The following is an 11,880-nucleotide window of genomic DNA, read 5'->3' as shown; positions in this document are numbered from 1 at the left end:
GGGGTCGTGAGAATTCACCCGCTCGTGCCAGCCTTTGGCGCACCGTGTGAAGGGCTCGTGCAGACTGGCTGGATGCGCACTGATCTCGTTTCGGAGCCCGGCGACGCGTCCCGCCCCAACGAGGACTTCGCCGGTGTCGGACTACCCGCCTCCGGACAGGGAGGTTGCGTGATCGTCCTGGACGGAGTGACTCCGCCCAGCGGCGGGACGGGCTGTCTGCATTCCGTCCCCTGGTTCACCGCGCGACTGGGTGGCGCGCTGACCGAACTGACCGTTTCCGGCCGAGATCTGACGCTCTCGGAGATTCTCGCGCGGGCGATCCGGCGCACCGCGGACGCCCATGCGGAGACCTGTGAGCTTTCTCACCCGCGAACCCCCCAGGCAACCGTCGCCCTGACCCGCTGGTCCGCCACCGCGGTCGAGTACCTGGTGCTGTCCGACGCCGTGCTGCTGGTGCGGGGACCCGACGGCACGGTCACCCCGCTGCTGGACGACCGGCTGGCCCGGCTGCCCCGCTCCGCGCTCGCCACCGACGCCCTGGTCGACGCGAACCTGCGCAACAAGGAGGGCGGCTTCTTCACCGCCGCCGCCGACCCCGCCGTGGCCGCCCGGGCGGTCACCGGCACCCTGCCCCGGCGGGACGTCCGGGCGCTGGCGGCGCTGACGGACGGCGCGACCCGCTGGACGGAGACGTTCCGCGAGGGCGACTGGACGGCCCTGTTCGACCTGGTCGCCAAGGAGGGCGCCCGGTCACTCGTGGAGCGGGTACGGGAGCTGGAGACGGCGGACCGGGAGGAGCGGACGTTCCTCGGACGCGGAAAGACACACGACGACGCGACGGTGGTGTACGTGGAGCTGTGACGGGCTGGACGGGGTGCCGGGGCGTGCCACGGCGGCCGTGTCGCGCTACTTCGCCATGACGCCGTTCAGCTCGTGCAGCAGCCGGGCCAGTTCGGCGACCTCGTGGCGGTCCCAGTGGGCGAGCTGGCGGACGTAGCGGGCGCGGCGGGCCTCACGGACCGTGCCGACGCGGCGGCGGCCCTCGTCGGTGAGGGTGACGAGCCAGGCGCGGCCGTCGGCCGGGTCGGGCTCGCGGGCGATCAGGCCCAGGTTCTCCAGGGCGCGCAGCTGGCGGGACATCGTGGCCTTGCCGACCCCGATGTAGCCGGCGAGTTCCGTGGCCCGCTGGCCGCCCAGTTCGTCCAGCCGGATGAGCAGGCCGTACGCGGAGGACTCCAGGTCGGGGTGGACCTCCCGGGCCATCTCCCCCTGGTTGGCCCGGGCACGCCGGAGCAGCACGGTCAACTCGCGCTCCAGCGCCAGGAATTCCTGGTCTGCACCACTGGGCGTCATCTGGCCGACGGCGCCGTGCGCGCCGCCGCTTCCGTCCTCGTGCACGTCAGCACCCCTGCTCGGTTTCGCGGTCCTGAAAGTTTCTGTCGAACGTCGTCATTGCCGCAGCTCTGCCAGTATTTCGCAGGCGTAGACCAACGGCGTCGTCCGGACCCTCTTCCCACGCCGTATCTACGTGCGTAGCTTCCTTACCACGTCATTAATGGCATGCCCACGCCAGTGGCCGACGGTCGGTGTCGCAGTCCCCCACGTCACTCCCCCCACTTCACTCCCCGGAGGCACGTCATGCCCGTGCTCAGACCCGGCTCCACCCGCTCCGCCCGCTCCCCCCTGCCGTTCCGCCCGCGCCCCCTCGCCGTCCTCCTCACGGCCCTGCTCGCGGCGCTCTCCCTCACGCTTCCGCTCACCTCCGCCCAGGCCGCGAGCACGCCCAGCCGCGGCTCCGCCTACATGGGCATGGGCGTCCTCGCCCACGACGGCCAGGACGGCACACCCAGCACCGGTGACGTCACCCAGACCGAGGGCGTCGACGTCTCCGGCTACCAGGGCAACGTCGCCTGGTCGACCCTGTGGAACAGCGGGGTCCGCTGGGCGTACACGAAGGCCACGGAAGGCACGTACTACACCAACCCGTACTTCGCCCAGCAGTACAACGGCGCCTACAACGTCGGCATGATCCGCGGCTCGTACCACTTCGCCACCCCGGACACCACCAGCGGCGCCACCCAGGCCAACTACTTCGTGGACCACGGCGGCGGCTGGTCCCGGGACGGCAAGACGCTGCCCGGCGCCCTCGACATCGAGTGGAACCCGTACGGCGCCGCCTGCTACGGCAAGACCGCGAGCCAGATGGTGAGCTGGATCGCCGACTTCATCAACACCTACAAGGCCCGCACCGGCCGCTACCCGGTCATCTACACCGCCACCAGCTGGTGGACCCAGTGCACCGGGAACTACGGCGGCTTCGCCGTGAACAACCCGCTGTGGATCGCCCGCTACGCCTCCGACCCGGGAACGCTGCCGGCCGGGTGGTCGTACTACACGATGTGGCAGTACACCTCCTCCGGCCCGACGGTCGGCGACCACGACAAGTTCAACGGCGCCCTGGACCGGGTGCAGGCCCTGGCCCTCGGCTGACAGCCGACGGCTGACGGCTCCGCGGTGGCCCCTTCCGGACGGCAGGGGCCACCGTGTGCGCCGTGTTGCGTTGGTGCTCCGCACCGCCCGGGATCATGCTGGTCAGGAGAGCCTGCCGAGCTAGGGCGAGATGAGCGGCGATGGAGCGACAGTCGACGTACACGGCCACGGCCACCATCGATGAGCAGGGCATCCTCACCGGCTGGAGCGAGGGCGCGCGGCGGCTGCTCGGCTACGACTCCCCCGCGGTGGTCGGCCGGCCCGCCACCGCGCTGCTCGCCGCCGACGGCGCGTCGGTCCGGCGGGCTCTGGCCGGCCGGACCCGCTGGAACGGCACCGTCCCGCTGCGCCACCAGGACGGCAGGCTCCTGGAACTGGGCGTGCTGGCCCACCGCCGGACCTCGCGCACCGGCGCCACCGACTGGCTCGTGGTGAGCGCGGTGACGGCCCGTACGCAGCCGCCGCGCGGCGAACCGCTGGAGGAGTGGACGTTCCTCCAGTCCCCCTTTCCGCTGGCCATCTTCGACGCGGACCTGCGCCTGGTGCGCGCCAACCGCCGGATGGAACACGCCCTCGCCCTGCCCGAGACGGCGATGCGCGGACTGCGTCTCACCCACATCGCGCCGGGGGCCGCGAGCGAGGAGGCCGCCCGGTCGATGCGGCGGGCGCTGGAGCGTGGCAGGCCCCAGGAGACGCGCGGCCGGATCGGCCCGGACCTGGGCCGGGCCATCGTCCTCACCCCGCTGAAGGACGCCGACGGCCGGGTGCGGGCCGTCTGCCTGTCCGTGCCGGAGCCGGCCCAGGGGACCGCCGGTGGGGCGCGCGCCCCGGGCGAGTCCGCCGCGCCCGTCGGCACCGCGGCGGACCAGGCCCGCGCCGCGCAGGAGCTCGGCGAGGTCACGGTCCCCCGGCTGGCCGACCTCATGGCGGTGGACCTGCTGGACTCCCCGTGGAGCACCGCCGAGGCCGCCGGCCGGCCGCCGGGACAGGTGGTCCTGCGCCGCGCCGCCCTGCGCGCGGTACCGGGGGCCGGTGGGCGCGGCCACGGCAGCGGCGCCGGGACCGGTGCCGGTGCGGGGGTCGGCGAGGTGATCGTCTGCCCGGCGGACTCGCCGCCCGCCCGGTGTCTGACGGCGGCCCGCCCGATGCTGTACGCCATGGCGGACCCGGCCGTGGCCGACTGGGCGGCGCTGGACCCGGGCGCCTCGTGGCTGCGCACGTCCGGGACGCGCTCCCTGCTGGCGGTCCCGCTGCTCGCCCAGGGCAGCACGCTCGGCGTGGCCCTGTTCGGCCGGCACGGGGAGCGGGGGCCCTTCGGACCGGAGGACCTGCGGCTCGCCGAGGAGTTCACCGCCAAGGCGGCCGCCGGCATGGAGCAGGCCCGCGGCTGCGCCAGGCCCCGCACCACCACCGTGGCCCTCCAGCGCAGCCTGCTCCCGCACACGGTGCCCGACCAGGGGGCCCTGGAGATCGCCACCCGCTATCTGCCGGCCGCGACCCGGGCCGGCGTGGGCGGCGACTGGTTCGACGTGATCCCGCTGTCCGGGGCGCGGGTGGCGCTCGTCGTGGGCGACGTGGTGGGCCACGGCATCCGGGCCTCCGCCACCATGGGCCGGCTGCGCACGGCGGTACGCACCCTGGCCGACGTCGATCTGCCCGCCGACGAGCTGCTCACCCACCTGGACGACCTGGTGCTGCGGCTGGCCGCCGAAGAGGGCAGCGCGGACCCGGGCGCCGACACCGCCGGCGGCATCGGCACCACCTGCCTGTACGCCGTCTACGACCCGGTCTCGCGCCGCTGCTCCGTGGCCCGGGCCGGGCATCCGCCACCCGCCGTGGTGACCCCGGACGGCATGGTCCGCTTCCTCGACGTGCCCGCGGGGCCGCCGCTCGGGCTCGGCGGGCTGCCCTTCGAGGCGATGGAGACGGAACTGCCCGAGGGCAGTCTGCTCGCGCTCTACACGGACGGGCTGCTGGAGGCCCGCGACCACGACATCGACGAGGCCCTGGACAAGATGTTCATCGCGCTCGGCCGGCCCGCCGAGTCGCTGGAGGCGGTGTGCGACCGGGTCCTCGGCGACCTGCTCAGCCACCGCCCCGACGACGACATCGCCCTCCTGGTGGCCCGCACCCGTGCCCTGCACGGGGACCTGGTCGCCTCCTGGGAACTGTCCGACGAGCCCACCGTCGTCTCCCTGGCCCGTCGGCACGCCACCGACCAGCTCTCCGCGTGGGGCCTGGACGAGGCCGCGTTCACCACCGAGCTGATGGTCAGCGAGCTGGTCACCAACGCCATCCGCTACGGCCGCCCGCCCATCCGGCTCCGGCTGATCCACCAGGGCAAGACCCTGATCAGCGAGGTCTACGACGCCAGCGACACCACCCCGCACATGCGCCGGGCCCGGATCTTCGACGAGGGCGGCCGCGGCCTGCTGCTGGTCGCCCAGCTCGCCGAGCGCTGGGGCACCCGGCACGACCGGATCGGCAAGACCGTGTGGGCGGAGCAGTCACTGACCGCGCTCTGACACGGGGGTGCGGCGGGGCGGGGGCCCGGTGCCGGCCGCCGGTCGCCGGTCGCTCGGCAACGGGTCAGGGCCGGGTCGGCACCGGGGCCGGGGTCGGCGGGCGGTTCGGGAGTCGGCCCGGGGTTCCGGCGGGACGGAGCGCAGAGGCCGGTCGCGAGCACGGGGTCGGCCGGCACCGCACGGTACGGAAACCCCGGCCTTCCCTCATCCGGCAGCATCCGTCACACCGAACCGGACCCCGGACCGGCGGCGCCGCACCGCGCACGGCGAAGGCCCGGGCCCACCCCACGGAACCCAAGCCTCACCTCAACCGGCAGCATCCGTCACACCGAACCGAACCCCGGACCGGCGGCGCCGCACCGCGCACGGCGAAGGCCCGGGCCTCCCTCACGGGACCCGGGCCTCGCCTCATCCGGCAGCGTCCGTCACGCCGCTACCGGAACCTCCGGCGCCGCGTCGCTCGTGGCGGGCGCGAGCGCCAGTTCCAGGACCTGGCGGACGTCGGTCACGGTGTGGACGTCGAGCTTGTCCAGCACCTCGGCCGGGACGTCGTCCAGGTCGGGCTCGTTGCGCTTGGGGATGATGACGGTGGTCACCCCGGCGCGCTGGGCGGCGAGCAGCTTCTGCTTCACACCGCCGATGGGCAGCACCCGGCCGGTCAGCGAGACCTCGCCGGTCATGGCGACGTCCGTGCGGACCAGGCGGCCGGAGAGCAGCGAGGCGAGGGCCGTCGTCATCGTGATGCCCGCGCTCGGGCCGTCCTTCGGCACCGCGCCCGCCGGGAAGTGGATGTGCACGCCCCGGTCCTTCAGGTCGGCCACCGGCAGCTCCAGCTCGGCGCCGTGGCTGCGCAGGAAGCTCAGCGCGATCTGCGCCGACTCCTTCATCACGTCGCCCAGCTGACCGGTCAGGGTCAGCCCCGCCCCACCCGTCTCCGGGTCGGCCAGGGACGCCTCCACGAAGAGCACGTCGCCGCCGGCGCCGGTGACCGCGAGGCCGGTCGCCACGCCGGGGACGGCCGTACGGCGCTCGGCCGGGTCCTGGGCGGACTCGGGCACGTGGTGCGGCCGGCCGATCAGCCCGCGCAGATCGCCGTCGGTGACGGTGAACGGCAGCTCGCGCTCGCCCAGTTCGTGCTGGGCCGCGACCTTCCGCAGCAGCCGTGCGATGGACCGCTCCAGGGTCCGCACGCCCGCCTCGCGCGTGTACTCGCCGGCGAGCTTGCGCAGCGCGCTCTCGTCCAGCGTGACCTCGTCCTTGTCCAGGCCGGCCCGCTCCAGCTGGCGCGGGAGCAGGTGGTCCCGGGCGATGACGACCTTCTCGTCCTCGGTGTAGCCGTCCAGGCGGACGATCTCCATACGGTCGGCGAGCGCCTCCGGGATGGCTTCCAGGACGTTGGCGGTGGCGAGGAAGACCACGTCGGACAGGTCCAGCTCGACCTCCAGGTAGTGGTCCCGGAAGGTGTGGTTCTGGGCCGGGTCGAGCACTTCGAGGAGGGCGGCGGCCGGGTCGCCCCGGAAGTCGGAGCCCACCTTGTCGATCTCGTCCAGCAGGACCACCGGGTTCATGGACCCGGCTTCCTTGACCGCGCGCACGATCCGGCCGGGCAGCGCGCCGACGTACGTACGGCGGTGACCGCGGATCTCGGCCTCGTCACGGACGCCGCCGAGGGCGACGCGGACGAACTTGCGGCCCATGGCGTGCGCCACGGACTCGCCCAGCGAGGTCTTGCCGACACCGGGCGGGCCGACGAGCGCGAGCACGGCACCGCCGCGCCGCCCGCCGATGACGCCCAGGCCCCGCTCGCCGCGCCGCTTGCGCACGGCCAGGTACTCGGTGATGCGTTCCTTCACGTCGTCCAGGCCCGCGTGCTCGGCGTCCAGCACGGCCTTGGCGCCCTGGATGTCGTACTCGTCCTCGGTCCGCTCGTTCCACGGCATCTCCAGGACGGTGTCCAGCCAGGTGCGGATCCAGGAGCCCTCGGGCGACTGGTCGGAGGCGCGCTCCAGCTTGTCGACCTCCTTGAGGGCGGCCTCGCGGACCTTCTCCGGCAGGTCGGCGGCCTCGACGCGGGCGCGGTAGTCGTCGGACTCCTCGCCCTCCTTCTCGCCGTTGAGCTCGCGCAGTTCCTTGCGGACGGCCTCCAGCTGACGGCGCAGCAGGAACTCGCGCTGCTGCTTGTCGACGCCTTCCTGGACGTCCTTGGCGATGGTCTCGGCCACGTCCTGCTCCGCGAGGTGGTCGCGCAGCTGCTGCGTGGCGAGCTTGAGCCGGGCCACCGGGTCGGCGGTCTCCAGCAGTTCGACCTTCTGCTCGGTCGTCAGGAACGGCGAGTAGCCGGAGTTGTCGGCCAGTGCCGACACGTCGTCGATGGCCTGGACGCGGTCCACGACCTGCCAGGCGCCGCGCTTCTTCAGCCAGGTGGTGGCGAGCGCCTTGTACTCCTTGACCAGTTCCGCGACCTGGCCCGGCAGCGGCTCGGGAACGGTCTCCTCGACACGGGCGCCCTCGACCCAGAGCGCGGCGCCCGGGCCGGTGGTGCCGGCGCCGATGCGGACGCGGCTGCGTCCGCGGATCAGGGCCCCCGGGTCACCGTCGGCGAGCCGGCCGACCTGTTCCACCGTGCCGAGGACGCCGGTCTTGGCGTACGTGCCGTCGATGCGCGGTACCAGCAGCACCTTGGGCTTTCCGGGTTCGGAGCGGGCGGCGGCCTGAGCGGCCTCCACCGCGGCCCGCACCTCGGCGTCGCTCAGGTCCAGCGGGACCACCATGCCGGGCAGCACGACCTCGTCGTCGAGCGGCAGCACGGGCAGGTTCAGCGTGAACGCCGGTGACTCAGCAGCCATGATCTCCCCTTCGGCAGTCAACTTGAGCTATGCCGACTCAATGTTCTGGCGGGGTCTATTGTTCCCGGGGTTCTGTTCGCTCTGAGCGATCACGTACGCCCAAGGGGATGAGCTGCGGAAACGCGCGCAGTCGCGGGTGTGTCGGGGTTCTCGCGCGGTCCCCGCCCCCGGGAGCCGGCCGCTGCCGGCGCCGGACCAGGGGCCAGGCCGCCACACCGATCGCGAGGGCGATGACGTGGCCCCAGTTCGTCAGCGGGTCCGCGTAGGCCAGCAGGTCGCTCAGCAGCCCGCCGGCCGCCAGGGCCAGCAACGGCCAGCGCAGCCAGGGGCGCAGCAGGCCCGTCAGGGCGCCGGTGCTCGCGGCCACGCCGAAGCTGACGCCGTAGTCGAGGCGGTGCAGTGAGGTGCCGGGCAGGTGGCCCAGCAGGACGGCGAGGCCCACCGGGACCTCGGTGGCGAGGGTGGCCAGGACATGGCCGGCCAGGAAGACACAGGCGGCCGGCGCTGCGCCTGTCCGCCGCTCCAGGGCCGTGAGCACCAGCAGGAACGCGACCGTGTACGGCGAGAGGAGCCCGCCCGCGACCCACAGCGCGCTCGCCAGCAGCACGAGCACGGGTGTGCGCACCAGATGGGCCACGTCGGTGCTGGAGCCCTGCTGGAGCGCGTGCACCAGGCGGGGGTCGGCGTGGGCCGCGATCAGGGAGGTGACGGCCAGGACGGCCGCGTAGGCGAAGGTGAACGGGGTGCCGGCGGGGGTCGGCAGCAGGCGCCACGGGCGGGGCAGGGGCCTGCGCCGGGGCGGGGTGGGGTGCGTGGCGGCGGGGACCGCCCCGGGGGTGGCGGCGCGCTGGCGGGGCATGCCGTCCAGCAGGCCCCCGAGGACCGGGGCCGCGGCGGCGGCCGTGCCGTCGGGAAGGGGCGTGCCCGGCGCGGGCGGGTACGCGTCCGGTGCGGGGCCCGTCGTGCTGCGTTCCACGGTGAGGCGCTCCTTCCGTCGCGCCCCACCCTTCGTGCTCTCCGTGGCGCTGTCTATGACCGACGCCACCCGGGAGCGGATTCACGGCCACCTCTCACCCGGCGGCCCTGTCCGGCCCCGGCGCGGACCACCCGTCCGTGGGCGTCATGCGCAATTCCCGTGAACGCCAGGCTCCGTTCAAGCAGGATGGGGTCATGACTGCCGTGTACGACACTCCCGTGGTCCTGGACCGACGCGACGGCCCGTACGGCGAGGTGGTGCTGCGCCGACACGGTGCGCTGCTGCAGATCATCGCCAACGGCTGCTTCCTGATGGACACCTCGGACGGCCGCTCGGAGCGGCTGCTGGTCGACGCGGCCCGCGCCGCGCTGGACGGGCGGCCCGCGCCCGAGGTGCTGATCGGCGGGCTGGGCGTCGGCTTCTCGCTCGCACACGCCGCCGCCGACCCGCGGTGGGGGCGGATCACCGTGGTGGAGCGGGAACCCGCCGTCATCGACTGGCACCGGGACGGACCGCTGGCCGGACTGTCCGCCGGCGCGCTCGCCGATCCGCGCACCGCGATCGTGGAAGCGGATCTCGTGCGGTACGTCAATGAGACATCGGACACGTTCGACGCGCTGTGCCTCGACATCGACAACGGGCCCGGCTGGACCGTCACCGAGGACAACGACAGCCTCTACTCGCCGGCCGGACTCGCCGCCTGCGCACGGGTGTTGAGGCCTGGCGGGGTGCTCGCGGTGTGGTCGGCCGAACCCTCTCCGGAATTTGAAGGAAGCTTGCGGAATGCCGGGTTCCAGCAGGTGCGTACCGAAGAGGTGCCGGTTGCCCGGGGCGTTCCGGACGCCATCCACCTCGCCGTCCGACCTGGATAGCGACAGCGCGGTCGGTCACCGTAATGTGCTGCCCTGACGCCGATCATTCAAGCGTCAAACGCAGACATGGGATCACCCCACTGATTCCGGAAAGCAACAACAGGGGCGGGCGATGGAGCAGACACACACCTCCCAGAGCGGCGCGGCGACGACCACCCCGGGCGCACAGCGCCGGGTGCTGGTCGTCGAGGACGACCCCACGATCGTCGACGCCATCGCGGCCCGGCTCCGCGCCGAGGGATTTCTGGTGCAAACGGCGGCCGATGGTCCGGCCGCGGTCGACACCGCCGAGGCCTGGCAGCCCGATCTGCTGATCCTCGACATCATGCTGCCGGGCTTCGACGGGCTCGAAGTGTGCCGGCGGGTGCAGGCGCAGCGGCCGGTGCCGGTGCTGATGCTGACCGCGCGGGACGACGAGACCGACATGCTGGTCGGGCTCGGCGTGGGCGCCGACGACTACATGACCAAGCCGTTCTCGATGCGGGAGCTGGCCGCACGCGTGCACGTGCTGCTGCGCCGGGTGGAGCGGGCCGCGCTGGCCGCCACCACCCCGCGCTCCGGCATCCTGCGGCTCGGCGAGCTGGAGATCGACCACGCGCAGCGGCGGGTCCGGGTGAAGTCGGAGGACGTCCACCTGACGCCCACCGAGTTCGACCTGCTGGTGTGCCTGGCGAACACCCCGCGCGCGGTGCTCTCCCGGGAGCAGCTGCTGGCCGAGGTGTGGGACTGGGCGGACGCCTCCGGCACCCGCACGGTGGACAGTCACATCAAGGCGCTGCGGCGGAAGATCGGCGCGGAGCGCATCCGCACGGTGCACGGCGTGGGTTACGCGCTGGAGACGCCGACCCCATGAGCGGCGGCGGGCGCCAGACCGCACGGAGGAGCCCCGGGGCCCTCGGCGAGGACCCCTGGGGCGGCGTGCGCCCGTTCTCGATCAAGACCAAGCTGGGTGTGCTGGTCGTCATCTCGGTGCTGATCACCACGGGTCTGTCGATCGTCGCGGTGCACACCAAGACGGAGCTGCGCTTCATCACGGTCTTCTCGATGATCGCCACCCTGCTGATCACGCAGTTCGTGGCGCACTCGCTCACCATGCCGCTGGACGAGATGAACGCGGTGGCCCGGTCCATCTCGGAGGGCGACTACACCCGCCGGGTGCGGGAGAACCGCCGGGACGAGCTCGGCGACCTGGCCCAGACGATCAACGTCATGGCCGACGAGCTGGAGGCCCAGGACAACCAGCGCAAGGAACTCGTCGCGAACGTCTCGCACGAGCTGCGCACCCCGATCGCCGGGCTGCGCGCGGTGCTGGAGAACATCGTCGACGGGGTCACCGAGGCCGACCCGGAGACCATGCGGACGGCCCTGAAGCAGACCGAGCGGCTCGGCCGCCTGGTGGAGACCCTGCTGGACCTGTCCCGGCTCGACAACGGCGTCGTACCGCTGAAGCTGCGGCGGTTCGAGGTGTGGCCGTACCTGTCCGGCGTGCTGAAGGAGGCCAACATGGTCGCCTCCGCGCGCGCGGGCATGGCCACGGGCTCCGGCAGCCACACGCGCACGGACGTCCACCTGCACCTCGACGTCTCCCCGCCGGAGCTGACCGCGCACGCGGACCCGGAGCGCATCCACCAGGTCGTCGCGAACCTGATCGACAACGCGGTCAAGCACAGCCCGCCGCACGGCCGGGTGACCGTACGGGCGCGGCGCGGGCCGCAGCCGGAGTCGCTGGAGCTGGAGGTCCTGGACGAGGGCCCCGGCATCCCCCGGTCGGAGTGGCACCGGGTGTTCGAGCGGTTCAACCGCGGTGCGGTGACCCGGCCGCACGGTCCGGGCAGCGACGGCGGTACGGGGCTGGGCCTGGCGATCGCCCGGTGGGCGGTGGATCTGCACGGCGGCCGGATCGGTGTGGCCGAATCCGAGCGGGGCTGCCGGATCATCGTCACTCTTCCGGGACTGACTTCCTCACCAAGTTGACGTAAAGTCCGAGCGGAACCACAAGATCCACGTCGGTCGCCGCCGGTCCGCGCGGCTGGACACGTGTGATCGGAGCAGGCCCGGGCACCCGTCGAACGAAGACGCGCAGGGCCCGGGCCCGCACACCCTCCCACATGCGGAACCACGCTTGTTTCCCGCCATTTCAAGCCCTGAAACAAGATTCTTGATGTGACTTA

At 73.1% G+C, this 11,880-nt stretch carries 9 protein-coding genes; 6 read left to right on the top strand and 3 right to left on the bottom strand.

Translation table 11 applies throughout. The annotated features are described in order from the left end of the window. The first annotated feature begins 72 nt into the window (after window positions 1-72). On the top strand, window positions 73-861 hold the full coding sequence (locus ACH4LD_RS27545; protein ID WP_398056085.1) for a protein phosphatase 2C domain-containing protein: 789 nt from the start codon (window positions 73-75) through the stop codon (window positions 859-861). A 45-nt stretch (window positions 862-906) separates the two neighbouring features. Here ACH4LD_RS27545 and ACH4LD_RS27540 read toward each other — a convergent pair whose 3' ends face one another. Beyond that, window positions 907-1,398, bottom strand: a complete 492-nt coding sequence (locus tag ACH4LD_RS27540; RefSeq protein ID WP_103812551.1) for a MarR family winged helix-turn-helix transcriptional regulator — start codon at window positions 1,396-1,398, stop codon at window positions 907-909. A 240-nt stretch (window positions 1,399-1,638) separates the two neighbouring features. On the opposite strand from ACH4LD_RS27540, the gene ACH4LD_RS27535 reads away from it, so the two are divergent. Beyond that, on the top strand, window positions 1,639-2,490 hold the full coding sequence (locus ACH4LD_RS27535; RefSeq protein ID WP_398056086.1) for a lysozyme: 852 nt from the start codon (window positions 1,639-1,641) through the stop codon (window positions 2,488-2,490). Window positions 2,491-2,630: 140 nt separating this feature from the next. Continuing rightward, window positions 2,631-5,015, top strand: a complete 2,385-nt coding sequence (locus ACH4LD_RS27530; protein WP_398056087.1) for a SpoIIE family protein phosphatase — start codon at window positions 2,631-2,633, stop codon at window positions 5,013-5,015. A 425-nt stretch (window positions 5,016-5,440) separates the two neighbouring features. On the opposite strand, the gene lon is transcribed toward ACH4LD_RS27530, so the two are convergent. Both lon and ACH4LD_RS27520 read right to left on the bottom strand, forming a co-directional pair. Then, window positions 5,441-7,861 carry an endopeptidase La gene (gene lon / locus ACH4LD_RS27525; RefSeq protein ID WP_398056088.1) on the bottom strand — a complete coding sequence of 807 codons (2,421 nt, stop codon included), beginning with the start codon at window positions 7,859-7,861 and terminating at the stop codon, window positions 5,441-5,443. Between the two features lie 55 nt (window positions 7,862-7,916). Next, on the bottom strand, window positions 7,917-8,837 hold the full coding sequence (locus ACH4LD_RS27520) for a rhomboid-like protein (RefSeq protein ID WP_398056089.1): 921 nt from the start codon (window positions 8,835-8,837) through the stop codon (window positions 7,917-7,919). Window positions 8,838-9,031: 194 nt separating this feature from the next. Between ACH4LD_RS27520 and ACH4LD_RS27515 the strand changes: the two genes are divergently transcribed. From ACH4LD_RS27515 to ACH4LD_RS27505, 3 genes are all read left to right on the top strand, one after another. Continuing rightward, complete coding sequence (locus tag ACH4LD_RS27515; protein WP_103812547.1) at window positions 9,032-9,709, top strand: spermidine synthase; 678 nt, start codon at window positions 9,032-9,034, stop codon at window positions 9,707-9,709. A gap of 112 nt (window positions 9,710-9,821) precedes the next feature. Beyond that, on the top strand, window positions 9,822-10,562 hold the full coding sequence (locus ACH4LD_RS27510) for a response regulator transcription factor (protein WP_014674952.1): 741 nt from the start codon (window positions 9,822-9,824) through the stop codon (window positions 10,560-10,562). After that, window positions 10,559-11,683: an ATP-binding protein gene (locus ACH4LD_RS27505; RefSeq protein ID WP_398056090.1), complete on the top strand. Its 1,125-nt coding sequence runs from the start codon at window positions 10,559-10,561 to the stop codon at window positions 11,681-11,683. The genes ACH4LD_RS27510 and ACH4LD_RS27505 overlap by 4 nt, the downstream gene beginning before the upstream one ends. The last annotated feature ends 197 nt before the right edge of the window (window positions 11,684-11,880 follow it).

The organism is Streptomyces sp. NPDC017676 (assembly GCF_044329325.1).
Classification (GTDB): domain Bacteria; phylum Actinomycetota; class Actinomycetes; order Streptomycetales; family Streptomycetaceae; genus Streptomyces.
The sequence above is the reverse complement of the archived record's forward strand: the minus strand, read 5'-3'. Positions and strand labels throughout refer to the sequence as shown.